Source organism: Agrococcus jejuensis, from assembly GCF_007679035.1.
In the GTDB taxonomy this organism is placed as follows: domain Bacteria; phylum Actinomycetota; class Actinomycetes; order Actinomycetales; family Microbacteriaceae; genus Agrococcus; species Agrococcus jejuensis_A.
Genome location: NZ_VEFR01000006.1, coordinates 76178 through 100598 on the forward strand (window position 1 = coordinate 76178; position 24421 = coordinate 100598).

At 73.5% G+C, this 24421-nt stretch carries 23 protein-coding genes; 13 read left to right on the forward strand and 10 right to left on the reverse strand.

The annotated features are described in order from the left end of the window. Window positions 1–5: 5 nt before the first annotated feature. The 3 genes from FS793_RS15140 to FS793_RS15150 all read left to right on the forward strand — a co-directional run bounded on the left by FS793_RS15140 (window position 6) and on the right by FS793_RS15150 (window position 2099). Window positions 6–1007 (forward strand): aldo/keto reductase, encoded by a 1002-nt coding sequence (locus tag FS793_RS15140; RefSeq protein ID WP_144721831.1) that lies wholly within the window; start codon window positions 6–8, stop codon window positions 1005–1007. Beyond that, entirely contained in the window at window positions 1004–1411 is a 408-nt protein-coding gene (locus FS793_RS15145; protein WP_260980207.1) for a (R)-mandelonitrile lyase, read from the forward strand. The genes FS793_RS15140 and FS793_RS15145 overlap by 4 nt, the downstream gene beginning before the upstream one ends. Before the next feature lie 82 nt (window positions 1412–1493). Beyond that, window positions 1494–2099, forward strand: a complete 606-nt coding sequence (locus FS793_RS15150) for a DapH/DapD/GlmU-related protein (RefSeq protein ID WP_144721833.1) — start codon at window positions 1494–1496, stop codon at window positions 2097–2099. Here the strand turns inward: FS793_RS15150 and FS793_RS15155 are convergent. The 3 genes from FS793_RS15155 to FS793_RS15165 form a co-directional block, all read right to left on the reverse strand. Next, the gene (locus FS793_RS15155) at window positions 2096–2974 is read right to left on the reverse strand and encodes a helix-turn-helix transcriptional regulator (protein ID WP_144721835.1); all 879 of its coding nucleotides are present in this window, start codon (window positions 2972–2974) and stop codon (window positions 2096–2098) included. The genes FS793_RS15150 and FS793_RS15155 overlap by 4 nt on opposite strands. 69 nt (window positions 2975–3043) lie before the next feature. Further along, window positions 3044–4105: a zinc-dependent alcohol dehydrogenase family protein gene (locus tag FS793_RS15160; RefSeq protein ID WP_144721837.1), complete on the reverse strand. Its 1062-nt coding sequence runs from the start codon at window positions 4103–4105 to the stop codon at window positions 3044–3046. Between the two features lie 131 nt (window positions 4106–4236). Beyond that, window positions 4237–4647: a RidA family protein gene (locus FS793_RS15165; protein ID WP_144721839.1), complete on the reverse strand. Its 411-nt coding sequence runs from the start codon at window positions 4645–4647 to the stop codon at window positions 4237–4239. Window positions 4648–4729: 82 nt separating this feature from the next. Here FS793_RS15165 and FS793_RS15170 point away from each other — a divergent pair, with 82 nt between their 5' ends. Next, window positions 4730–5110 (forward strand): winged helix-turn-helix transcriptional regulator, encoded by a 381-nt coding sequence (locus FS793_RS15170; RefSeq protein WP_260980208.1) that lies wholly within the window; start codon window positions 4730–4732, stop codon window positions 5108–5110. An 89-nt stretch (window positions 5111–5199) separates the two neighbouring features. Here FS793_RS15170 and FS793_RS15175 read toward each other — a convergent pair whose 3' ends face one another. Continuing rightward, window positions 5200–6684: an MDR family MFS transporter gene (locus FS793_RS15175; RefSeq protein WP_144721843.1), complete on the reverse strand. Its 1485-nt coding sequence runs from the start codon at window positions 6682–6684 to the stop codon at window positions 5200–5202. A 180-nt stretch (window positions 6685–6864) separates the two neighbouring features. Between FS793_RS15175 and FS793_RS15180 the strand changes: the two genes are divergently transcribed. Continuing rightward, window positions 6865–7479, forward strand: a complete 615-nt coding sequence (locus FS793_RS15180; RefSeq protein WP_144721845.1) for a TetR/AcrR family transcriptional regulator — start codon at window positions 6865–6867, stop codon at window positions 7477–7479. Between the two features lie 90 nt (window positions 7480–7569). Here the strand turns inward: FS793_RS15180 and FS793_RS15185 are convergent, their stop codons facing one another. Together FS793_RS15185 and FS793_RS15190 are read right to left on the reverse strand one after the other, a co-directional pair. Then, window positions 7570–9168: an ATP-binding cassette domain-containing protein gene (locus tag FS793_RS15185; RefSeq protein ID WP_222123777.1), complete on the reverse strand. Its 1599-nt coding sequence runs from the start codon at window positions 9166–9168 to the stop codon at window positions 7570–7572. A gap of 397 nt (window positions 9169–9565) precedes the next feature. After that, the gene (locus FS793_RS15190) at window positions 9566–10012 is read right to left on the reverse strand and encodes a GNAT family N-acetyltransferase (RefSeq protein WP_260980209.1); all 447 of its coding nucleotides are present in this window, start codon (window positions 10010–10012) and stop codon (window positions 9566–9568) included. Between the two features lie 100 nt (window positions 10013–10112). On the opposite strand from FS793_RS15190, the gene FS793_RS15195 reads away from it, so the two are divergent. The 4 genes from FS793_RS15195 to FS793_RS15210 all read left to right on the forward strand — a co-directional run bounded on the left by FS793_RS15195 (window position 10113) and on the right by FS793_RS15210 (window position 13350). Continuing rightward, window positions 10113–10457 carry a YciI family protein gene (locus tag FS793_RS15195; protein WP_144721849.1) on the forward strand — a complete coding sequence of 115 codons (345 nt, stop codon included), beginning with the start codon at window positions 10113–10115 and terminating at the stop codon, window positions 10455–10457. 29 nt (window positions 10458–10486) lie between these two features. Then, window positions 10487–11248, forward strand: a complete 762-nt coding sequence (locus FS793_RS15200; protein WP_144721851.1) for a methyltransferase domain-containing protein — start codon at window positions 10487–10489, stop codon at window positions 11246–11248. A 91-nt stretch (window positions 11249–11339) separates the two neighbouring features. Beyond that, the gene (locus tag FS793_RS15205) at window positions 11340–12485 is read left to right on the forward strand and encodes an AI-2E family transporter (RefSeq protein WP_144721853.1); all 1146 of its coding nucleotides are present in this window, start codon (window positions 11340–11342) and stop codon (window positions 12483–12485) included. A 286-nt stretch (window positions 12486–12771) separates the two neighbouring features. Continuing rightward, window positions 12772–13350: a hypothetical protein gene (locus tag FS793_RS15210; RefSeq protein ID WP_144721855.1), complete on the forward strand. Its 579-nt coding sequence runs from the start codon at window positions 12772–12774 to the stop codon at window positions 13348–13350. A 123-nt stretch (window positions 13351–13473) separates the two neighbouring features. Here FS793_RS15210 and FS793_RS15215 read toward each other — a convergent pair whose 3' ends face one another. Continuing rightward, window positions 13474–14631, reverse strand: a complete 1158-nt coding sequence (locus FS793_RS15215; RefSeq protein WP_144721857.1) for an acyl-CoA dehydrogenase family protein — start codon at window positions 14629–14631, stop codon at window positions 13474–13476. Window positions 14632–14699: 68 nt separating this feature from the next. After that, entirely contained in the window at window positions 14700–15884 is a 1185-nt protein-coding gene (locus FS793_RS15220; RefSeq protein ID WP_144721859.1) for a CaiB/BaiF CoA transferase family protein, read from the reverse strand. Between the two features lie 121 nt (window positions 15885–16005). Here FS793_RS15220 and FS793_RS15225 point away from each other — a divergent pair, with 121 nt between their 5' ends. The 4 genes from FS793_RS15225 (at window position 16006) to FS793_RS15240 (ending at window position 22214) form a co-directional block, all read left to right on the forward strand. After that, on the forward strand, window positions 16006–17373 hold the full coding sequence (locus FS793_RS15225; RefSeq protein ID WP_144721861.1) for an aldehyde dehydrogenase family protein: 1368 nt from the start codon (window positions 16006–16008) through the stop codon (window positions 17371–17373). A gap of 265 nt (window positions 17374–17638) precedes the next feature. Further along, window positions 17639–18394 (forward strand): HAD family hydrolase, encoded by a 756-nt coding sequence (locus tag FS793_RS15230; RefSeq protein ID WP_144721864.1) that lies wholly within the window; start codon window positions 17639–17641, stop codon window positions 18392–18394. Continuing rightward, window positions 18391–20871 carry a glycoside hydrolase family 65 protein gene (locus FS793_RS15235; protein ID WP_144721866.1) on the forward strand — a complete coding sequence of 827 codons (2481 nt, stop codon included), beginning with the start codon at window positions 18391–18393 and terminating at the stop codon, window positions 20869–20871. Before FS793_RS15230 ends, FS793_RS15235 begins: the two co-directional genes overlap by 4 nt. Before the next feature lie 152 nt (window positions 20872–21023). Then, the gene (locus FS793_RS15240) at window positions 21024–22214 is read left to right on the forward strand and encodes an FAD-dependent monooxygenase (RefSeq protein WP_144721868.1); all 1191 of its coding nucleotides are present in this window, start codon (window positions 21024–21026) and stop codon (window positions 22212–22214) included. Window positions 22215–22236: 22 nt separating this feature from the next. Here the strand turns inward: FS793_RS15240 and FS793_RS15245 are convergent, their stop codons facing one another. Together FS793_RS15245 and FS793_RS15250 are read right to left on the reverse strand one after the other, a co-directional pair. After that, entirely contained in the window at window positions 22237–23103 is an 867-nt protein-coding gene (locus FS793_RS15245) for a phosphatase PAP2 family protein (protein WP_186329558.1), read from the reverse strand. A 158-nt stretch (window positions 23104–23261) separates the two neighbouring features. Beyond that, the gene (locus FS793_RS15250; RefSeq protein WP_144721871.1) at window positions 23262–24272 is read right to left on the reverse strand and encodes a LacI family DNA-binding transcriptional regulator; all 1011 of its coding nucleotides are present in this window, start codon (window positions 24270–24272) and stop codon (window positions 23262–23264) included. Between the last annotated feature and the right edge of the window lie 149 nt (window positions 24273–24421).

Consider the following 24421-nt stretch of genomic DNA (forward strand, 5'->3'; position numbering starts at 1 on the left):
ACACGATGCACCAGAGGACACTCGGCCACGGCGCGACCGGCGAGGGCCTGACGGTCGGCGCCGTCGGATTCGGCGCCATGGGCATGTCGATGAGCTACGGCCCCAACCCCGGCGATCGCGACGACATGATCGGCGTCATCCGTCACGCCGTCGACCGCGGCGTCACGCTCATCGACACCGCCGAGGTCTACGGCCCGTACGACAACGAGCGGCTCGTCGGCGAGGCGATCGCGCCCATCCGCGACCGCGTGACGGTGGCGACGAAGTTCGGCTGGGACATCGTCGACGGGCGCATGGTCGGCACGAACTCGCGCCCCGAGCAGATCCGGCGAGTCGCCGACGCGTCGCTGCAGCGTCTCGGCATCGACGCGATCGACCTCTTCTACCAGCACCGCGTGGATCCCGGCGTGCCCATCGAGGACGTCGCCGGCACCGTCGCCGACCTCGTCGCCGAGGGCAAGGTGCGCCACTTCGGCATGTCGGAGGCAGGCGCCGCGACCATCCGCCGTGCGCACGCCGTCTTCCCCGTGACGGCGCTGCAGAGCGAGTACTCGCTGTGGACGCGCGACCCCGAGGCCGAGATCCTGCCGACGCTCGCGGAGCTCGGCATCGGCTTCGTGCCGTTCAGCCCGCTCGGCAAGGGATTCCTGACCGGCACCATCGGCGCGGATGCGACGTTCACGCAGGGCGAGTTCCGCGCCACGACGCCGCGCTTCGCCCCCGAGAGCCTCGCGGCGAACCAGGCGCTCGTCGACCACGTGCGGTCGCTCGCCGCCGCTCGCGGCGCGACGCCCGGCCAGGTCGCGCTCGCGTGGCTGCTCGCGCAGCAGCCGTGGATCGTGCCGATCCCCGGCACCCGCCGTCGCGAGCGGGTCGACGAGAACGTCGAAGCCGCATCCATCGCCCTCTCGGACGCCGACGTCGCCGACCTCGACGCGCTCGTCGAGCGCATCCCCGTCACCGGCGCGCGCTACGACGAGGTCGGTCTCCAGCGGGTCGGGCTGTGAGCACCGAGCGGCTGCCGCAGCGGCCGACCGCCACGGGTGCGGCCGAGATGTTCGTCGGGCACGTGCAGGTCGACATGCTCTACAGCGGCGAGGAGCCGTCTCGCGCTCGCCTCGCATCCGTGCGCTTCGCGCCGGGCGCGCACACGGCGTGGCACTGCCACGCCGTCGGGCAGACGCTGCACGTGACGGCGGGCGTCGGCTACGTGCAGTCGCGCGGCGGCGAGCTCATCGAGCTGCGCGCCGGCGACACCGTGCGCACCCCGCCTGGCGAATGGCACTGGCACGGTGCGAGCGCCGACCACGCCATGACGCACCTCACCCTCACCGAGGCGCCCGACCCGGCCGCCGACGAGCCCGAGGCGACGTGGGGCGCGCATCTCGCCGACGGGGAGTACCCGGGCTGAGCCCGCACGCATGGATGCGGGACGCGGCGTCGCGCTCGCCCCGCATCCGCCTGCGCCGACCATCCACCGAGAAGGAGCACCCATGACCGAGTCCGCACCGACCCTCGACGACCTGCTCGCCGCCCTCGATGCCGGCGAGACGATCCCAGGAGGATCGCCGTTGCACGCCGTCATGCACGCCACGAGCCAGGAGGCGCTGCGCGTCACGGGCGAGCTCAACGGTCGCTACCACGAGCCCGCACGCGTGCGGGAGCTGCTCTCGGCGCTCACCGGCGCACCCATCGACGACTCCGTGACGTTGTTCCCGCCGTTCACGACCGACTTCGGCAGGAGCACGAGGATCGGGCGACGCGTCTTCATCAACGCCGGCTGCCGATTCCAGGATCAGGGCGGCATCACGATCGGCGACGACTGCCTCATCGGCCACGACGTCATCATCGCGACGCTGCAGCACGGCATGGCACCCGATCGTCGCGCCGACCTCGTGCCCGCGCCCGTCGTGCTCGGCCGCAACGTCTGGCTCGGCGCGCGCGTGACGGTGCTGCCGGGCGTGACGATCGGCGACGACGCCGTGATCGGCGCGGGCTCGATCGTCACGCGCGACGTCCCCGCGGGCACCGTCGCCATCGGCTCGCCGGCACGCGTCATCCGCGCCGTCGACGGGTCCGATCGCGTCGAGCCCCGCTAGCCCTCGACGGTCGTCGGCAGCGCCGAGCTCGCGTCGTGCGTCGCGACCCACGACGCGAGCACGCGCAGCCCGTCCGCCGACGGCGTGTCCGCCGGGGCCGTGTACACGTTGAGCACGAGGCCCGGCTCGCTGGGCAGCTCCATCGACTCGTAGTCGAGGTCGAGGTCGCCGACGATCGGGTGGTGCAGGCGCTTGCGACCCGAGCGGTGCAGGTGCACGTCGCGCGACGCCCAGCGCTCGCGGAACAGCTCGCTGCACGTCGACAGCTCGCCGACGAGGCGGATGAGGTCGGGGTCGTGCGGCGCGCGGCCCGCCTCCATGCGCAGCATCGCGGCGGCGTCGTTGGCGATGCGGTCGTAGTCGCGCCAGAACTCCCGCGCCGCGGGGTTCATGTAGATGAAGCGCGTCGTGTTCACGGGGCGATGCGGATCGTCGAAGACCGGCTGGTAGAGCGCCCTGCCCATGGCGTTCGCGGCGATGATGTCGTGCCTGCCGTTGCGCACCCACGCCGGCCCGGTGATGGCGTCGAGCACCTGCAGCACGGCAGGGCGCACGCTCGTCGCGGTCGGCTGCGGAGCCTTGCGCGAGGGCGCGACCGACCGCGCGAGGTCGTGGAGGTAGAGGCGCTCGGCCTCGTCGAGCTGCAGCGTGCGCGCCAGGGCGTCGAGCACCGACTCGGATGCGCCGCCGAGGCTGCCGCGCTCGAGCCGCACGTAGTAGTCGACCGAGACGCCCGTGAGCATCGCGACCTCCTCGCGACGCAGCCCCGCGACGCGGCGGTTGCCGCCGTACGCCGGCAGGCCGGCCTGCTCGGGGGTGATGCGAGCGCGCCGGGACGTGAGGAACTCCCGGATCTCCTTGCGCATGTCTCCCATGGAGGTCACGGTACGCCGGGCGCGCGCGGCACAGGGAGGGCCTGCCTGTACCCGCCGCCGATCGCGACGTCAGGGCCGGACGATCACCTTGATCGCACGCCGCTCGTCCATCGCGCGGTACGCCTCGGCGACGTCGTCGAGCGGCACCTCCATGTCGAAGACGCGGCCGGGGTCCAGGCTGCCGTCGAGCACCTCGGCGAGCAGCTCGTCGATGTACGTGCGCACGGGGGCGACGCCGCCGCGCACGCCGACGTTCGTGGAGAACAGCTGCCGGATGGGCAGCTCGGGGCCGCCGGCGGGCACGCCGACGAAGCCGACCTGGCCGCCCGGCCGTGCCGACCGCAGCGCCTGGTCCATCGACTCCTCGGTGCCGACGCACTCCAGCACGACGTCGGGGCCGATGCCGTCGAACATGGCGTGCAGGCGCTCGACGCCCTCGTCGCCGCGCTCGGGCACGACGTCGGTCGCGCCGAGCTCGCGGGCGAGCCGCTGCCGATCCTCGTGCCGCGACATGGCCACGATCCGCGAGGCGCCCAGCCGCTTCGCGGCCAGGACGGCGCTCAGGCCCACGGCGCCGTCGCCGACGACCGCGACCGTCGAGCCTTCGCGCACGCCGCCCGACACCGCCGCATGGTGCCCCGTCGGCATGACGTCGGAGAGCGCGAGCAGGCTGGGGATGAGCTCGGCTGCCGGGGTGCCGGGCACGACCACGAGCGTGCCGTCGGCGAGGGGCACGCGCACGCGCTCGCCCTGTCCCGCATCCGCGAAGCCCTCCTCGCCCTCCGAGCCCCAGCCGCCGCCGTGCAGGCACGACGTCGTGATGCCGTTGACGCAGTTGATGCACTCGCCGCACGAGATGACGAACGGCGCGATGACGAAGTCGCCCGGCTGCATCGTGCGCACGGCCGCGCCGACCTCCTCGACGACGCCGACGAACTCGTGGCCGATGCGGCGCGGCTCCTCGGTGGGACGCACGCCGCGATACGGCCACAGGTCCGAGCCGCACACGCAGGCGGCGACGACGCGCACGATCGCGTCGCGGCCGCTCGCCTCCGGCCCCGTGGCGAGCACCGGATCCGGCACGTCCTCCACGCGCACGTCGCGCTCGCCGTGGATGATCGTCGCTCGCATGATGGTGCTCCTCGCGTCGTCGTGGGTCGCGGATGCCGCTGCTCCTCAGCCTGGCACGGTCGCGCGTGGCGCCCGGCGGGCCGTGGAGGGGGTTGCCTCGACGGCCCGCTGGGCGTCACGCGCGGACGACGTCAGTCGACGATCGCCTCGACCTCGAGCTCGATGCGCACGTCGGGCTCGAAGAGGATGTCGACGCCGATGAGCGAGGCCGGCGGCAGCGGGCTCGGCAGCCCGAGCTCGTCGGCGACGTCGGCGACGCCCGCGAGGAAGGCGTCCATGTGCTCGGGCTGCCAGCGGGCCGCGAAGAAGCGCAGGCGCACGACGTCGTCGAACGTCGCACCGGCGCCGGCGAGCGCTCGGTGCGCGTTGCGCAGCACCTCGGCGACCTGGCCGCGCAGATCGCCGCCGGAGCGTGCGCGACCCTCGCCGTCGCGGTCGATCTGCCCGGCGACGTGCACGTGCCGCGAGCCCGTGCCGATCGCGACGTGGTGGTAGGGGACGGGCTGGAACAGGCCCTCGGGGCTCAGCAGCTCGACGCTCATGGGATGCCTTCCTGTCGAAGTCGGTTGGAGGTATCCCATCGAACCCTGGTACCCCACAGGCACCGCAACGAGACTAGGTGTCGTGCACGAGACCACGACCGAGCCCACGACCATCACCGGCGCGCACCGCGAGCTGCTCGACCAGCTGCTCGACCGCTGGTCGCTCGAGGTGCTCGACCGGCTCTGCGAGCACGGCGCCCTGCGCTTCAACGGCCTGCGCCGATCCATCCCCGCCATCACGCAGAAGTCGCTCACGGCGACGCTGCGCAGGCTCGAGCGCAACGGCATGGTCGAGCGCGTCGTGCTCAGCGACCGGCCCGTCGCGGTCGAGTACCGCATCGCGCCGGTCGGGCAGGGGCTGCAGGACCTCATCGACGCGCTGCTGCAGTGGTCGACGCGGCACATGGCCGACGTCGAGGCCGCTCGCGAGCGCTACGACGAGGCGGAGGCGGCGCGGGAGTAGCGGCGCCGATCGCGTCGAATCCGCACGTCAGCGGGCCTCGAGGTGCATCCTGCACCTGAGAGCCCGCTGGCGTGCGGATCCGACGAGCGTCAGTGGACGGGCTGCACCGCGCCGTCGGCGTCGGCCCGCGCCTCGTCCTTCGCCGAGCCGCCGCGCACGAACACGGCGAGCACGACGGCGGCGAGCGACAGGCATGCGCCCACGAGGAACGCGGTGTGCACGCCGGCGCTCGTCGCGGCGGCCGCATCCGTCACGCCCTCCGCGGCGGCAGCGGAGGCACCGACGGCCATGAGCGTCACGAACAGCGCCGTGCCCGCCGCGCCCGCGACCTGCTGCAGCGTCGACATGATCGCCGAGCCGTGCGAGTACAGGCGGCGCGGCAGCGAGCCGAGCGCCGACGTGAGCAGCGGCGTGAACATGAACGCGAGGCCCGCGTTGAGCACGAGATGCATCGCGATGATCGTCGGCACCGTCGAGTCGGCGTCGAGCGTCGTCATCCACCACAGGGCGCCGCTCGTGACGATCGCGGCGGGCAGCACGAGCGGCCGCGGGCCGAAGCGGTCGAAGAGGTTGCCGACGATGGGCGCGAGCACGCCCATGAGCACGCCGCCGGGCAGCAGCATGAGGCCCGTCGCGAGCGTGTCGAGGCCCAGCACGTTCTGCAGGTAGAGCGGCAGCAGGATGAGCGTGCCGAGCAGCACCGCGAACACGACGATCACGAGCGCGACCGCGAGGGCGAACGAGCGGGTGCGGAACACCGAGAGGTTCAGCAGCACGCGGTCGGTGCTGCCGAGCGCCAGCTGGCGCCACACGAAGGCGGCGAGGGCGGCGACGCCGATGCCGAGGGGGATCCACAGCGGCACGCCCGAGTGGCCCTCCGCCGACTCGCCGATCGACGAGAGGCCGTAGACGAGGCCGCCGAAGCCGATCGCCGCGAGCGGGATCGAGACGACGTCGAGGTGGCTCGGCTGCGTCTCGGTGAGGTTCTTCACGAACACCGAGCCGAGCACGAGCGACAGCACCGCGATCGGCAGCACGAAGATGAACAGCCAGCGCCACTCGAACGTCGACAGGATGAGGCCGGACACCGTGGGGCCGACCGCGGGTGCGACGGCGATGACGACCGAGACGACGCCCATGAAGCGGCCGCGACGCTCGGGCGGGATGACCGACAGCACGGTCGTGAACAGCAGCGGCATCATGATCGCCGTGCCCGCGGCCTGCACGACGCGGCCGACGAGCAGCATGCCGAAGCCCGGCGCGAGCGCTGCGACGAGCGTGCCCGCGGTGAAGAGGCCCATCGCCACGAAGAAGAGGGAGCGCAGCGGGAAGCGCTGCAGCAGGAAGCCGGTCGTGGGGATGACGACGGCCATCGTGAGCAGGAAGCCGGTCGTGAGCCACTGCGCCGTGCTCGTCGTGATGCCGAGGTCGACCGTGAGCTGCGGGATCGCGACGCCCATGATCGTCTCGTTGAGGATGACGACGAAGGCGCTCGCGACGAGCAGCGCCAGCACGGGGCCGGGGCGGGGCGGCACCCGCTCGATCGTGGGGGTGGATGCGGTGGTGGTGGTCATGTCGTCCTCGTCTGCGCTGCTGCGTCTCGTCTGCTGGTCCCCGCTCCCTGAGGTGCGAGCGGAGCGAGCCTCGAAGGGTGCACGCGCACCCGGGCCCGGCGCCGAGCTCCGTCGATCTGCGCATCCGCGCCATGCTGGCAGTGACTGCCACATTGGCGCGTACTACCGTAGCATGGACGCATGACCAGCGAGCAGCCAGCAGGCGTCGGCCTGCGCGAACGTCGTCGGTCGCAGACGCGCGCCGAGATCGCCGAGGCCGCGATCGACCTCTTCGAGCGGCAGGGCGTCGCGGCGACCACGGTCGAGGACATCGCCGCCGCGGCGGGCATCTCGCCGCGCACCTTCTACCGCCTGTGCGGCACGAAGGAGCAGGCGGTGCTCGACGACGAGGAGATCGCCGGCGCCATGCAGGACGCCGTCGCGATGCTCGACGCCTCCCAGCCCCTGCGACCGCAGCTCGTCGCGTTCTGGCGCGAGCAGATGGCCGACCTCGAGGCCGACCTCGAGGGCCACCGCCGCCACCTGCGCATCCGCAGGCTCATCGGCGACGAGCCCACGCTGCTCGCCGCCGCGCTGCGGCAGGAGCACGAGCGCGACGAGCGCTTCGTGGCGTCGCTCGTGGAGGCGACGGGCCGCGACGAGCTGCATGTGCGCGCGCTCGTCGAATGGCAGTCGGTGCTCATCCGCCTCGCCATCGAGGAGTGGGTGCGCGCGTCGGCCGACGGCGACGACGTGCGCCTGCAGGCGATCTACGACCGCGCGCTCGGCGCGCTCGAGGGGTGCGAGACGGTCTGAGGCCGTGGCCGCGGCTGCGCGGATGCGGTCCGAGCGGGGCCACGACGACGCATCGCGCCTCCGGGGTCGCTCGGACCGCAGCGCTGCTCGTCACCGCACCGGTCGGTCGCGCAGCATCCCCTCCTCCACGGTCCACCGGCGCGTGACGCCGACGTCGGCGAGGAACCGCTCGTCGTGGCTCACGACGACGAGCGCACCCTCGAAGCCGGCGAGCGCCTCGACGAGGTGCCCGATGGCGTCGACGTCGAGGTCGTTCGTCGGCTCGTCGAGCAGCAGCAGCCGCGGCGCCGGGTCGGCCAGCAGCAGCCGGGCGAGCGCGAGGCGCAGGCGCTCGCCGCCCGAGAGGCCCGCCGCGAGGCGATCCCCGTCGTCGCCGCGGAACAGGAACCGCGCGAGCATCGCCCGCGCCGCGTGCGGCGTCGCATCCGGGTTCGCCTGCCGCAGCACCTCCACGAGGGTCGCCGACGCGTCGACGTCGGTGCGCTGCGCGAGCACGCCGACCTCGGGGATGCGGTGCAGCACGGGTGCGACGGCTGCGCGGTCGGGCGTCGCCGGCCATGCCTGGATCGCGCGCAGCAGCGTCGTCTTGCCCGAGCCGTTGCGGCCGGCGAGCGCGATGCGCTCGGGGCCGCGCACGACGATGCGACCGTCCGGGCCGCCGAGCTCGAGCACCGTCGTGCCGTTGGGCACGCGCGTCTCGGGCATCGGCACGCGGATCGACCGGTCGTCGCGCACCGACTCCTCGGCCGTCGCGATCGCGGCGAGCGCGCTCGCCTCGCGGCTCTGGTGCAGTCGTCGGCTCGCGGCGGTCGAGGCCTCCGACTGGTTCCGCAGCGCGTTCACCATAATGCGCGGGATGCCGCCGGCGGCCTGCTTGCGACGGCCGGCGGCCTCGGCCTGCTGTCGCCGCTCGTGCGCCTCGATGCGGTCGGCGCGCTCGCGGCGGTGCAGCGACTCGGCATCCTGCAGCCGTCGGCGCGCGGCGACCTGCTCGGCGGCGATCGCCTGCTCGTACGTCGACCACGGGCCGTCGAACGTGCGCAGCTCGCGTCCGTGCACCTCGGCGATGCGGTCGACGTGCTCGAGCAGCGCTCGGTCGTGGCTCGCGACGACGAGCGTGCCCGGCCAGTCGCGGATCGCCGCGATCAGGTCGGCGCGCGCGTCGGCGTCGAGGTTGTTCGACGGCTCGTCGAGCAACGCGATCGGTGCACCCGACAGGCGGATGCCCGCGAGGCCGACGCGGATCGCCTCGCCGCCCGACAGCGACCGCATCGGCCGGTCGAGCAGCGCCTCGTCGCCGTCCACGCCCGCCGCAGCGAGCGCGGCGAGCGCCTCGGCATCCACGCCCCAGCGATCGCCGACGGCGTCGAAGCGGGCGGGGTCGACGTCGCCGCCCTCGATCGCGGCGATGGCGGCGCGGATGCCGGCGATGCCGAGCGCCTGCGCGACGGTGCCGGGATGCGACGGCAGCGACTGCGGCAGCGTGGCCGCCTGGCCGGTGCGGATGACGGTGCCCGACGTGGGCTCGAGGTCGCCGGCGATGAGGCGGAGCAGGGTCGTCTTGCCGGTGCCGTTGCGGCCGACGAGGCCGGTGGCGCCGGACCCGAACGTGCCGGAGACGTCGTCGAGCGCGACGGTGCCGTCTGGCCAGACGACGGAGACGTGGGTGAGCTGGATGGTCGAAGACACGGTGTCCTCCATGGGCGCGGATGGCGCGCTGAGGACCGATGCGGTGCGTGGGCCGCTCTCAGCGCGCGATGGTCGCGGCGCGGAGGATCTCCGTCATGCTCTCGTCTTCGTCTCGTGCTGCGTCCGCGCTCTCACCGCGGACCGATCGGGTGGCGACGATACCCGCTGGGCGCGACGGACGCCAGCATCGGGGCGCCGGTGACTGGTCGCGAATGCACGAGGACTGGTCGCAGTTGCACCCGACTGGTCGCAGCTTCGGCGCAACTGCGACCAGTCCCCGTGCATCTCTGACCAGTCCGGGTGCACGAGTGACCAGTCACGACCATGAGCGACCAGCCGTTGCGAGGAGCGATCGGTCGGCGCGACGGATCACCGGTCGGCTGCAGGCGCGGGCGCGTCAGGTCAGCAGCGACATGCCCGTGCGGGCGGGCGCGACGTCGTCGAAGCCGTGCGCCTCGTAGAGGCGGCGGCCCGGAGGGTCGGCCGTGAGCGTGACGTAGGCGCCGGGCTCGGCGCGCTCGCGGATCTCGGCGAGCAGCGATCGCAGCACGGCCCTGCCGAGGCCGCGACCCTGATGCTCGGGCAGCGTGGCCATGTCGGCGATGAGGAAGTACCACCCGCCGTCGCCGATGACGCGGCCCATCGCGACGGCCTCGCCCGCATTCGAGCCGGCCGACGCCTCGAGCCGCACGGTGCGCCACGTCCACGTGCCCGCGATCGCACCCTCGGCCTGCCCCTCGGACTTCGGCGACAGGCCCGACACGGCGCGCAGCCTGCGGTACTCGTCGACGGTGGGCGGCTCGAGCAGCATGCGGTAGCCGGGGGCGAGGGATGCGTCGGTCACGCCGCCACGGTAGCCGCGACCGCCGACGCCCGAGGGCCGTCCGTGCGCGACGCCGCCGACGGCCATTGCCATCGCAGCCACGCGTGGCTACCGTCGCGGCATGCGCTTCATGCTCACGATGTACGCGTCGCCACGGGTGCCGCGACCGCCGAGGCAGGCCGAGAGCACCGACTGGATGCGCGACATGATCGCCTTCATGACGCGGATCGACGACGACCTGCGCGCGTCGGGCGAGCTCGTCGCCGACGCCGGCTTCAGCGAGCCCGGATTCAGGGTGACGAGCACCGAGCGCCACCAGGAGCCGTTGGCCGACGGCTCGCCGCTCATCGGCTTCTGGCTCGTGGACGTCGTGAGCGAGGAACGCGCCGTCGAGATCGCTCGCGAGCTCGCCGACTGGGCCGGCGCGGTGGAGGTCAGGAGGACGGGCGAGCCACCCGCGGTGTGAGGCCGTGCGGCGCCTGCGAGACTCGAGGCATGCGACCGTACGACGACCTCGTCGCCGAGGCGCTCGCCGCCGACGTCGACGGCTGGGGCTTCGGCTTCCTCGACGGCCGTGCGACCGAGGAGCGGCCGCCGTGGGGCTACGCGCGGCTGCTCGCCGGCGAGCTCGGCCGCGTCGACGCCGCGCTCGACCTCGACACCGGCGGCGGCGAGGTCGTCGACGAGGCGCCCGTGCTGCCGCGCCGCATGGCGGCGACCGAGGGATGGCCGCCGAACCTCGCGAGGGCTCGCGCCCGCCTCGGCGTCCGGGGCGTCGAGGTGGTGCACGCCGAGCCCGGCCGGCCCCTGCCGTTCGCCGACGCATCCTTCGCGCTCGTCTCGTCGCGGCATCCCGTCGCTCCCGACTGGGCCGAGATCCGGCGCGTGCTCGAGCCGGGCGGCACCTATCTCGGCCAGCACGTCGGTCGCGAGTCCGCCTTCGAGCTCATCGAGCGCTTCGTCGAGCCCACGCCCGAGCAGCGCGCGGGCCGCGATCCGCAGCGCGAGGCCGACGACGCGCGCGCGGCGGGCCTCGAGGTCGACGACCTGCTCACCGCTCGGCTGCGCATGACCTTCGCCGACGTCGGGGCCGTCGTATGGATCCTGCGGAAGTGCGTCTGGTGGGTGCCGGGCTTCGACGTCCTTCGCGACGACGCGGCGCTGCGGGCCATCGACGAGGAGCTGCGCGGCGGCCGCGAGCTCGTCGCGCATGCCACGCGCCATCTCCTGCGCGCGAGGCGCCCCCTCGACGCGTAGCGCATCCCCGCATCCGCCGCCACTGCCGCACGCCTGCGGCTCGCGACCAGCAGCCGCGGCTAGCGTGGACGCATTCCACGAGGGGGATGCGATGGGACTGTTCCACAAGCACCGGCCGGCCGCCGAGGCCGTGCGACCCGACGCCGCAGCCGCGGCATCCGCGTCGCCGCTCTGGCGCGACGCGTTCGGCAGGCTCGCGACGCGGTCGCTGCAGCTCATCCTCGTGGTGATCGTCGTCGCAGGGCTCGTCTTCGCGATGACGCAGCTGACGCTCGTGATCATCCCGGTGGTGCTCGCCCTCATCCTCGCGTCGGCGTTCGCCCCGGCGATGACCTGGCTGCGACGCAAGGGCGTGCCGTCGATCGTCGCGACGATCCTCGCCCTCCTCGCGATCGTCGTCGTGCTCGGCGGCGTCGTCACGCTCATCGTCAACGCGGTGCGCAACCAGTTCGGCGAGCTGCGCGACCAGGCCGTCGCGGGCTTCGACCAGGTGGTCGAGTGGGTCTCGACGCTGCCGTTCGCGCCCACCGAGGACCAGATCACCGAGTTCCGCGACACCGTCATCGACTTCGTCACGAGCGCCCAGTTCGGCTCGGGCGCGCTCGCGGGCGTCAGCGCGGCCGCGAACTTCCTCACGGGCCTCGTGCTCATGATCGTCGTGCTGTTCTTCTTCCTCAAGGACGGTCCGCGCATCTGGGAGTTCCTGCTGCGCCCCTTCGAGGGCCAGTCGTACGCCCGCGCGCAGCGCATCGGCGACAAGACCGTCGGCACGCTCGGCGGCTACGTGCGCGGTACCGCGACGGTCGCCGCGGTCGACGCGATCGGCATCGGCCTCGCGCTCGCGATCCTGCAGGTGCCGCTGGCGCTGCCGCTCGCGGTGCTCGTGTTCCTGCTCGCCTTCATCCCGCTCGTCGGCGCGACGGTCGCGGGCGCGCTCGCCACGCTCGTCGCCCTCGTCGCGAACGACCTCGTCACGGCGCTCATCGTGCTCGGCGCGGTCATCCTCGTGAACCAGCTCGAGGGCAACTTCCTGCAGCCCGTCGTCATGGGCCGTTCGCTGAAGCTGCACGCCCTCGTCATCCTCATCGCCCTCACCGTCGGCACCGTGCTCGGCGGCATCGTGGGCGCGGTGCTGTCCGTGCCGATCGCCGCGGTCGCGTGGGGCATCATCCAGGTCTGGGACGGTCCGGACACCCCGGCGCGCATGTTCCGGCAGAAGCGTCCCGAGATCGCATAGCCCGTCGCGGCCGCGGCGGGCCGGGCGCGAAGTGATTGCCCGCGCATGGCTCGGAGACAGACGACGAGCGACCAGATGGTTCGGTCGGCGAACCATCCAGTGCGCGATGCCGTGATGCATGCGAGGCCGAGCCTGTCAACGGCTGGCGTCTGTCGGAGGCTCGCGATTGGCTATGGATCGGCAGCAGCGCCGCGCTCGTCGAGACCCCCACTCCGATCCCGCGGTCGCCAGGCACCGGCATGATGCGTCGCACTCGACGCGCGTGCACGAAGCGAGGGGATGCGACATGACGACGACGGCACCGCAACGAGGACCGATCCACCGCGCCGACCCCGACGCGGCCCTCTTCCAGCAGCAGGTCCGCCTGTCGACCCATCGGCTCCTCGGCGCGACGATGCGCCTGGGCGACGTCGAGCTGCTGCACCCCGCCGCGAGCGGGCTCGGCACCCGCAGGCACGTCATCGCCCGCCTCATCCGCCACGCGCGACGCATCACCGCGGCGCCCGACGACCCGTCGCGCGGCCTCGCGAGCGACTCGTTGCTCAAGGCACCCGCATCCGAGCTCATCGACGCGCTCTCGACGACGCTCGCCATGGTGGTGCGACGACTCGACGACCAGCCGGGCGCCCGGATCCCCGCCGACGACGGCGACGAGCTGTGCGCTCGCGACCACCTCGCCTGGCTCGAGTTGACGCACGTCGACCTCGGCGTCGGGTTCGAGATGCACGACATCCCCGAGGCCGCGCTGCCGGCCATCGCCGCGCACCTCGAGCGGTGGACGACGCCGGATGCGACCGCCACGATCGCCGGCAACAGCCCCTTCGCGCTGCTCTTCGCACGCGACGTGCAGCCGCCGCAGCGCTGACCCGTCTCGACCGCCGTCGCGCTCGAGACGGCGGTCGTCGCGTCGTCCCGGTCGGGCAGGAGTGGTTCGCCTCGCGGCGTGTCGTCGACCACTGCTGCCCAATCGAGCGCCAGTCGTGACCACTCAGCCGCGGAAGGCCGGGATGCCCGTCAGCGCCTGCCCGATGACGAGCGTGTGCACCTCGTCGGTGCCCTCGTACGTGCGCACGCTCTCGAGGTTCGCCGCGTGCCGCATCGGCGAGAGGTCGAGCGTGACGCCGTTGCCACCGAGGATGCCGCGCGCCTCGCGGGCGATGCGGATCGCGGCGCGGCACGACGCGAGCTTGCCCATCGAGATCTGGTGCGGCTCGAGCACGCCCGCATCCTTGCGCCGCCCGAGGTGCAGGGCGAGCAGCTGGCACTGCTGCAGCTCGAGGGCCATCTCGGCGAGGCGGGCTTGCGTCAGCTGCATGCCCGACAACGGGCGGCCGAAGACCTGGCGCTCGCCCGCATAGGCGAGCGCGACCTCGAGGGAGTCGCGCGCGGCGCCGAGCGCACCCCACGCGATGCCGAAGCGCGCCTCGTTGAGGCACTCGAACGGAGCCCGCAGGCCGCGGGCGTTCGGCAGGCGCATCCGCTCGGGCACGCGCACGCCGTCGAGGGCGATGTCGCACTGGATGCTCGCGCGCATCGACAGCTTCTGCGCGATGGGCGTCGCGGTGAAGCCGGCGCTCGCGGTGTCGACGAGGAAGCCGCGGATGCCGTCGTCGGTCTGCGCCCAGATCACGGCGACGTCGGCGATCGACGCGAGGCCGATCCAGCGCTTGGCGCCGTCGAGGATCCAGTCGTCGCCGTCGCGGCGCGCGAAGGTCTGCATGGCGCCGGGGTCGCTGCCGGCGTTCGGCTCGGTGAGGCCGAAGCAGCCGATCGCCTCGCCGCGCGCCATGCGCGGCAGCCACTCGGCCTGCTGCTCGTCGCTGCCGTGCTTCGCGATCGCGCTCATCGCGAGCGAGCCCTGCACCGAGACGAACGTGCGGATGCCGCTGTCGCCCGCCTCGAGCTCCTGCATCGCGATGCCGTACTCGACGGCCGAGCGACCCGCGCATCCGTGCCCGTGCAGGTGCATGCCCAGCAGGCCCTCGGCGGCGAGGGCCGGCACGATCTCGGTCGGGAAGTGCGCGGCGTCGAACCAGCCGGCGATGTGCGGGCGGATCTCGCGGTCGACGAGCGCGCGCACACGGGCGCGGGTCGCGCGCTCCTCGTCGCTGAGCAGCGCCTCGATGTCGAGCAGGTCGGTGGTCACGGTGCTCCAGTCGGTCGGATCTTGTGGAGGTTTTCGGCCACTTTCGATGTCAAAAGCGGCCGAAAACCTCAATTGGTGGTGAGCCAGACGCGCAGCGCAGCGTCGTGCTGGCCGAGCAGGGGTGGGGGGATGGGGGAGGTGCGGGCGTCGCCGTCGATGCGGATGGGCGACGCGAGGGTGGTGCCGCGGCCGGCGGGGCCGTGCAGCTCGCGTGTGGGGTCGAGGCCGACCTCGCGAGCGAGCGCGAGGCCCTCGGAGATCGTGCGCACGCGCCCGGCGACGAGTCCCGCGGAGAGCAGGCGCTGCTCCCAGTCGGCGGCCGGCGCGTGCGCCAGCGCCTCCTCGAGCAGCGGCACGAGCGCGTCCCGGTGCGCGACGCGGTCGGCGTTCGTCGCGAACCGCGCATCGTCGGCGAGCGCAGCGACGTCGAGCTCGCGGCAGAGCGCGCGGAACTGCGCGTCGTTGCCGACCGCGACGGCGAGCGGCGCGTCCGCGGTCGCGAGCAGCTGGTACGGCACGATCGAGGGATGCGCGCTGCCGGCCCGCATGGGCTCGGACGACGGGCGCGGGTCGACGACGCGCGGCTCGAGCGTCGGCGATCCGAGCACCGCCTGCAGCTGGTTCACGAGCGCCGCCTGCGCGCTCGACAGCAGCGCGACCTCCACGAGCCCGCCGACGCCCGTGCGCTCGCGGCGCAGGAGCGCCGCGAGGATGCCGGCCGTCGCGTCCTTGCCCGTGAGCACGTCCACAAGCGCGACGCCCGCCTTCGTCGGCGGCCCGTCGGCCTCGCCGGTCACGTGCATGAGGCCGCTGGTCGCCTGGATCACGAAGTCGTACCCGGCGCGGTCGGCGCCGCCGGGCGCGGCGCCGTAGCCGCTGATCGAGCACCAGACCAGGCGCGGATGCGCGGCGAGCAGCGCATCGCGGTCGAGGCCGAGGCGCGCGGTCGTGCCGGGCTTGAAGTTCTCGATCACGACGTCGGCGCGGGCGACGAGCTCGCGCGCGAGGGCCTGGTCGGCGGGATCGACGAGGTCGAGCTGCAGCGACTCCTTGCCGCGGTTGGCGCTGTCGAAGTACGTCGAGCCCGTCGCGGAGCGCGGCGGCGCCCACCCTCGGGTGTCGTCGCCCGCACCGGTGCGCTCGACCTTCACGACGCGCGCGCCGAGGTCGGCGAGCGTCTGGCCGACGAGCGGACCGGCGAGCACGCGCGAGAGGTCGGCGACGAGCATCCCTGCCAGCGGGGCCTCGCTCATGCCGCTCCTTCGTCGTGCCGTCCGAAGCCCAGCATGCCGGATCGTTCCGTCACCAGGCAATCCCGGGGTATCGTGCCAGGCACGGCGCCGCCGACGACCGCGGCGCGAGAGGAGCGCGAGCATGGCCTACCGATCCGTCGATCCAGCCACGGGCGAGGTGCTCGCCGACCACGCGGAGGCGACCGAGGCCGAGATCGAGGCCGCGCTCGCCGCTGCGGCCGAGGCGCACGCATCCATGCCCCCGCTCGAGGAGCGCATCGCCGCCATGCGGTCGATCGCCGCGGCGTTCCGCGAGCGGGAGGTCGAGCTCGCGACCACGATCGCGCGCGAGATGGGCAAGCCGCTGCCGCAGGGCATCGGCGAGGTGCGGCTCGTGGCCTCGATCTGGGACTGGTACGCCGATCGGCCCGAGCTGCTCGCCGACCGCGAGCTGCAGACCGACTGGCGCGGCCGCGCCGCGCGCGTCGAGCTGCGCCCGACGGGGCCGATCGTCGGCGTCATGCCGTGGAACTTCCCGTACTACCAGGTCGCTCGCCTCGCGGCGCCGAACCTGCTGCTCGGCAACCCCGTGATCATCAAGCACGCGGGCTCGTGCACGGGCGCTGCGCTCGCGATGCAGGCGATGGCGGATGCGACGGACCTGCCCGCCGGCGCCTACCAGACGGTGCTCGCGTCCAACGCGCAGATCGCGACGATGATCGCCGACCCGCGCATCCAAGGCGTCTCGCTCACCGGGTCCGAGCGTGCGGGCGCGGCCGTGGCGGAGGTCGCGGGGCGGTCGCTCACGCGGTGCGTGCTCGAGCTCGGCGGCTCCGACCCGTTCATCGTGCTGTCGACCGACGACCTCGACCGCCTCGTCGAGACCGCGATCGCGGCGCGCACGCGCAACTGCGGGCAGGCATGCACCTCGGCGAAGCGGTTCATCGTGCACGAGTCGCTGCACGACGCGTTCGTCGAGCGCCTCGCCGAGGGCATGCGCGCGCTGCGCATCGGCTCGCCGCTCGACGAGGGCGTCGACCTCGGCCCCATGTCGAGCGAGGCGGCAGCCGCCGACCTCGTGACGCAGGTCGCCTCCGCCGTCGCCGAGGGCGCGACGCTCGTGACCGGCGGCATCCGCATCCCGGGCGCCGGCGCGTTCGTCGAGCCGGGCATCCTCACGGGCGTCACGCCGGCGATGCGCGTGTGGCACGAGGAGCTCTTCGGCCCCGTCGCGATGGTCGTGCCGGTGGCGGATGCGGAGGAGGCCGTGCGCGTGGCGAACGACTCGCCCTTCGGCCTCGGCGCGAACGTGTTCGACGACGCCGACCCGGCGCGGGCCGAGTGGGTCGCCGAGCGGCTCGAGGCGGGCATGGTGTCGATCGGCGCGTTCGGCGTCTCGCGACCCGAGCTGCCGTTCGGCGGCGTGAAGCGCTCGGGCTTCGGCCGCGAGCTCGGCCCCGACGCCGTGCTGGAGTTCGCGAACCGGCGGCTGGTGACGCAGCCCGCGTGAGCCGCGCTCCTCTGGGTCATCGATTGGGCAGTAGTGGTCCGTGCTGCGGCGTGTCGTCGACCACGACTGCCCAATCGGGCGCCAGAAGTGACCAATCGAGGGATGCATCGTCGATCGACGCGGCGGCGTAGCTGCGCCCATCGCACGGATCGCGCCGAGATGCGGGGCGCGCGGGGGCTGCGGTAGCGTCGCTCGCGAGCGCGGCAGGGGAAGAACCGGGTCGCCATGCAAGGAACGACACCGGCTCCGAGAGGTCGCAGCACGCATGATCCACGGCTCCCGCGACGCGAGCGCGCTCGCTGACGCACGCGCAATCCTGTTCGACCTCGACGGCGTGCTCACGCCCACGGCCGAGGTGCACATGCGCGCGTGGGCGCGCCTGTTCGGCCCCGTGCTCGAGGCGCACGGCGCCGCGCTGTACACCGACGACGACTACTTCGCGCACATCGACGGCAAGCCCCGCTACGACGGCGTGCGCACCATGCTCGCCGCCCGCGGCATCGAGCTGCCCGAGGGTGCGCCGAACGACAGCGCCGACGCCGACACGGTGCACGGCCTCGGCAACCGCAAGGACGTGGCGTTCAACGCCGAGATCGACGAGCACGGCGTGCAGCCGTACCCGGGGTCGCTCGCATTCCTCGACGCCGCCGAGGCCGCCGGCCTGCAGGTCGCCGTGGTCACGAGCAGCCGCAACGGCCAGCGCGTGCTGTCCGCCGCCGGCCTGCGCGACCGCTTCGAGGTGGTCGTCGACGGCATCCACGCCGCCACGCACGGCCTCGCGGGCAAGCCGTCGCCGGCGACCTACGTCGAGGGCGCCCGCCTGCTGGGCCTGACGCCGACCGACTGCGTCGTCGTCGAGGACGCCCACTCGGGCGTCGCTGCCGGCCACGCCGGCGGATTCCTGCTCACGGTCGGCGTCGACCGCGGCGCGGGCGCCGACTCCCTGCTCGAGCACGGGGCCGACCTCGTGGTCGACGACCTCGACGAGCTCATCGACTCGCTTCCCGGAGGTGCCGCATGAGGCGCGACGCAGCCGACCCGCTCGACCGGCAGCGGTTCCCCATCGACGAGTGGGCGCTCGTCGAGACCGAGCTCGACCAGCACGGCCAGGGCACCGCCGAGACGCTGTTCGCCGTCGGCAACGGCTACCTGGGCCTGCGCGGCAACGTCGAGGAGGCGCGCCACGGCCACGTCTTCGGCACGTACGTGAACGGCTTCCACGAGACGTGGCCGATCCGGCACGCGGAGGAGGCCTTCGGCTTCGCGCGCGTCGGCCAGACGATCATCGACGCACCCGACGCGAAGATCATCCGCCTCTACGTCGACGACGAGCCGTTCGTGCTCGCCGACGCCGACCTCACGTCGTACTCGCGCCGCCTCGACTTCCAGCGCGGCGTGCTCGAGCGCGAGTGCGAGTGGCGCATGCCCAGCGGCAAGCGCATCCACATCCGCACGTCGCGGCTCGTGTCGTTCACCGAGCGCCACCTTGCGCTGCTCGAGTACGAGGTGACGCCGCTCGACGACGCGTCGATCATCATCTCCAGCCAGCTCATGAACCGGCAGGACCTGCGCGACGACCTGCACGCGAAGCCCGAGGCGGAGGGCTTCGACCCCCGCAAGGCGGAGATCGTCGAGGGTCGCGTGCTCGAGCCGAAGGCGCAGCACGATCGCGAGCCCCGGGCGATCCTCGGCTACCGCGCGGTGAACTCGGGCATGACGATCGCCGTGGGCATCGAGCACGCCATCGAGTCCGTCGACGAGGTCTCGTGCGTCAGCCACGTCGAGGAGGACCTCGCCAAGCACGTCTTCCGCATCGAGGCGAAGGCGGGCAACCGCATCCGCCTCACGAAGTGGGCGAGCTACCACACGGCCCGTCACGTGCCCGTGCGCGAGCTCGTCGACCGCACGAAGCGCACGCTCGACCGCGCGAAGCGCCTCGGGGTGGACGCCGTGAAGGCGTCGCAGCGCGAGTGGCTCGACGACTTCTGGGCACGGTCCGACGTGCAGGTCGAGGGTCAGGCGGCCGTGCAGCAGGCCGTGCGCTGGAACCTCTTCGCGCTCGCGCAGGCATCCGCCCGCACCGACGGCGGCGGCATCGCCGCGAAGGGCGTCTCGGGATCGGGCTACGGCGGCCACTACTTCTGGGACACCGAGGTGTACGTGATGCCGTTCCTCACGTACACGTCGCCCGGCGTCGCGCGCAACGCGCTGCGCTTCCGCGAGGACATGCTCGACGCGGCCCGCGACCGCGCCTCCGAGATGAACCAGCTCGGCGCCCTCTATCCGTGGCGCACGATCAACGGCCAGGAGTCGAGCGCGTACTACGCGGCCTCGACGGCGCAGTACCACATCGACGCCGACATCGTGCATGCGATCGTGCAGTACGTCGAGGCCACGGGCGACGCGGAGCTGCTCGCGCGCGGCGCGATCGACGTGCTCGTCGAGACCGCCCGCATGTGGGAAGACCTCGGGTTCTGGCGCACGAACGGCAAGCCCGTGTTCCACATCCACGGCGTCACGGGCCCCGACGAGTACACGACCGTCGTGAACGACAACCTCTACACGAACGTCATGGCACGGGCGAACCTTCGCGCTGCGGCCCGGGCGGTCGAGCGGCTGCGCGAGGAGGACCCCGCGGCGCACGAGCGCATGGTGTCGCGCGTGGGCGTGACGCCCCAGGAGGTGGCGGAGTGGGTGCGCGCCGCCGACGGCATGCACATCCCGTTCGACGCCGAGCTGCGGGTGCACCCGCAGGATGCGCAGTTCCTCGAGCGCGAGGTGTGGGACCTGGCGAACACGCCGGCCGAGCACCGCCCGCTGCTGCTGCACTTCCACCCGTTGGTGATCTACCGCTTCCAGGTGCTGAAGCAGGCCGACGTCGTGCTGGCGCTGCTGCTGCAGGGGCAGCACTTCACGCCCGAGGAGAAGCGCCGCGACTTCGAGTACTACGACGCGCTCACGACGGGCGACTCGACGCTGTCGGCGGTCGTGCAGTCGATCATCGCCGCCGAGGTGGGCTACCGCGACCTCGCGCTCGAGTACCACCTCGACGCGCTGTACGTCGACCTCGCGAACCTGCACGGCAACACCCCCGACGGCGTGCACGTGGCGTCGACGGGCGGCATCTGGCTCGCGTACGCGGCCGGCTTCGGCGGCATGCGCGACCACGACGGCGAGATCTCGTTCGACCCGCGCCTGCCCGAGGGCTGGGAGGGCATCACGTTCCGCATGACGCTGCGCGGCACCCGCCTGCGCATCCGCGTGCAGCAGGACGCGATGACGTTCACGGTCGAGGACGGCTCGGATGCGGTCGTCAGGGTGCGCGGGGAGCGCGTGCACGTGCGCGACGGCTCGCCCGTCACCGTCGAGCTCGACGGGCAGGGGCCGCTCGTCGACGAGGACGCCCCGTCGACCGACGACCTCGAGGGCTTCCGTCGCGCCGACGGCACGCTCATCACGGCGTCCCTGCCGACGTTCGCGCACGACGACGGCAGCTGACGCTCGTCGAATCCGCACCGCTCGGGGCCCTCGTCTGCATCGCGCAGGCGAGGGCCCTGTGGCGTGCGGTGTCGACGCGGTGATGACGGACGCGCGACGGCGGGCGCGTCCACCCCTGGTGCGCGGGCGACGGCGGAGCGGATGATCGCACCATGACTCGTCGCGCCCTCGTCAGCGGTGCCAGCATCGCCGGCCTCGCATCCGCCTTCTGGCTCTCGCGCACCGGCTGGGAGGTGCAGGTCGTCGAGCGCGCGGACGCGTTCCGCGACGGCGGCCAGAACGTCGACGTGCGCGGCGTCGCGCGCGAGGTCGCCGATCGCATGGGGATCACGGCGGTGATCCGCGACCGCACCACGACGGAGCAGGGCACGCGCTTCGTCGGCCGCGACGGCAGGACGATCGGCGAGTTCCCTGCCGAGGCGGGCGTCGACGGGCCGACGGCGGAGCTCGAGATCCTTCGCGGCGACCTCGCCAGGACGATCCTCGAGGCGCTGCCCGACGGCGTGGACATCGTCTACGGCGACGCGATCGAGCGCATCCACGACGCGGAGGGGTCCGCCCGGGTGCGGCTGACCTCGGGCACGGAGGTCGAGGTCGACCTCGTGGTGGTCGCCGAGGGCGTCCGCTCGCGCACGCGCTCGCTCGTGTTCGGCGATGCCGCGGAGCTCGACCGGCTCGGCCTCGCCATCGTCTACGGCACGATCGAGCGCACGGACGCCGACGACGACTGGTGGCGGTGGTACGTCGCGACGGGCGAGCGGCACGTCACCCTCCGACCCGACGCGATGGGCACCATCCGCGCCACGCTCGCCTACCGATGCGAGCGCGACGAGGTGACGGGCGTCGAGCGCGAGGCGCGCGAGTCCCTGCTCGACGGCATCTTCGCCGACGCGGGATGGGAGGCGCGACGCGTGCTCGACGGGCTCGCCACGTCGTCGGACGTCTACGCCGACGACCTCGCCCAGGTGCGCATGCCCGCATGGTCGGCGGGTCGCGTCTGCGTCGTCGGCGACGCGGCCTGGTGCGTGACGCCGCTCGCGGGCGGGGGCTCGTCGCTCGCCCTGATCGGGCCGTACGTGCTCGCCGCCTCGCTGCAGGACGCCGACGTCGACGCGGGGCTCGCGGCCTTCGAGTCGTGGATGCGGCCGCTGGTCGAGGAGACCCAGGATCTGCCGCCGGGCGTGCCGGGGATCGCGTATCCGACCTCGAGGCTCGGCGTGAGCGCGCTGCGTGCGGGCATCCGCGTTGCGGCCAGCGCGCCGGTGCGTCGCATCGCGGCGAAGGCGTTCGGCGGCGCCGCCACGGACGAGCGCCCCCTGCCGAGCATCCGGACCGACGGCTGACGGGTCCGGCCCGTCGCCGGCGTCAGCGCAGGTGACGGACGCCGGGCTCGGATGCGCGCGGTCGGCGCAGGAGCCACGACAGGGTCGCGACGGCGCCGAGCACGGCGGCGACGAGCGCTGCCGACGCGGCCACGAGCAGCGGCTCGCCCGAGGCTCGGGACGACGTCGCCACGAGCGCCGCGACGATCGCCACGACGCCAGCGACGGCCGCGCCGCCGAGGTGCGCGAGCTCGACGATGCGATGCGGCGCGCGCCGCGTCGGCGGCGCCGGCGGCCGCCACAGCGTGCCGACGGCCGTGAGGCACACGACGAGCAGCAGCGACCCGACGACGTCGCTCGGCCGATGCCATCCGTCGTGCACGAGGCGCACGGCGACGAGCGACAGCACCACGGATGCCACGGGCGCTGCCACGAGGCGCAGCGCGACCGGGAGCACGACGAGCAGGCCGGCGGCGACGCCTGCGAACGCGATCATGTGCCCGCTCGGGAACGAGTTGCCCTGCTCGGCCACCAGCGTGGGGCGCGACAGCACGAGGTGCTTGAGCAGCTGCCCGACGCCGGTGCTGGCCGCGACCACGCCGACGGCGACGAGCGCGAGGTCGCCGCGGCGTCGCACGAGGCCGATCGCGACGAGGCCGACGCACGCGGCGGCGAGGCTCGCGACCCCGACGACGCCGAGCAGCGACGAGTCGGTCGCGAACGTCGACGCGTCGAGCACGGCGCCCTCCGCGAGCCTGCCGTGCTCGGTCCACACCGCGACGGCGAAGACGACGCCGAACGCGACGGCCGCGAGCACCGCGATGCCGATGCGCTCCGCGCGGGCGCTCGCGCGAGGCAGCGCGGGGAGCGCGAGACCACGCCACCGCGTCGCGCGCGCTCGCTCGGCCACCACCTGCACCATCCCGTCGTCCCGGCCACGAAGACCACCCGGCAGGCTAGCGCGTGCCGCGTCGGTCCCTCGAGGTTCGGCGCGGGTCGGATGGCGGGATGGGCGCGGCTCCCGAGCGCGCTCGACGGTCGGCCGCCGCCGCCGAGCGCTCGTCGCCGTCAGCCGGCGGCGCCGAGCGTGCTCGCCCGGTAGCGCACCGCGATCGGCAGCGGCACCTCGGCGTCGGCTGCCGCGTCGCCGCGCACGATGTCGAGCAGCAGGCGGATGCACGCGGCCCCCGCGGCGCGCGGCGTGAGGTCGATGGCCGTGACGGGCGGGTCGGTGTAGACGTAGGCGGGGTTGTCGACGAGCGCCGCGACGAGCACGTCGTCGCCGACCTCGCGGCCGAGGTCCTGCAGCACGTCGACGACGACGATCGCCGAGCCGTCGGGGCCGCAGAGGAAGGCGTCGACCTCGGGGCGGGCCACGAGCAGCTCGCGCGCCGCTGCCGCGTATGCGCCCGACTCGGAGCCGAACGGCCGCTCGACCATGGCGGGCTCGATGCCGCGCTCGGCGCACCACGCGCGGTACGCGGCCTGCACGCGGCCGCCCCAGTCGGTGACGGCGGGGGAGGCCAGCAGCGCCGGCGCGACGGCGCCGCGGTCGGCGAGGTGGTCGAGCAGCTCGCGCACGGCGGCCTCGTGGTCGGCGGACACGACGCCCACCGAGCGCGAGGCCGGCGCGCCCTCGAGCGTCACGAGGGGCTGCTCGAGCGCGAGGAGGCGCTCGGCGACGGGGTCGTCGGCGAGCGGGTCGAGCAGGATGACGCCGTCGACGGCCGGCGGCGCCTGACCGCCTGCGAGCCGGCGCGACGTGATGAGCGTGACGTCGATCTCGTCGGCAGCAGCCTGCTCGAGGGCGCCGTAGACGGTCTGCAGGTAGTACTCGATGCGCGTCATCGCCTCGGGCAGGTGGATGCCGAGGGTGCCGGTCGTCGCGGCGCGCAGCGACCGGGCGGCCGAGTTCGGGCGGTAGCCGAGCGTCGACGCGGCGGCCTCGACCGCGGTGCGCGTCTCCTGCGAGACGCGGCCGTGCCCGCGCAGGGCGTCGGATGCCGTGGTGCGCGAGACGCCGGCGGCGCGGGCGACGTCGACGATCGTCGCGGCGCGGGTGCTGGCGCGGTCGGGCATGCCCCGTGTCTACCACAGGGGCGTCCCCCGGAAACGCTGGGGCCGGATCGATCCGTCATCCGGTGTTACGAGTACGTGACGAATCGGGCCGGATGGGGATCCGGCGCTTGACCGCCGCCGTCGCCGCGCGTAGATTCCCGGCAATGCCG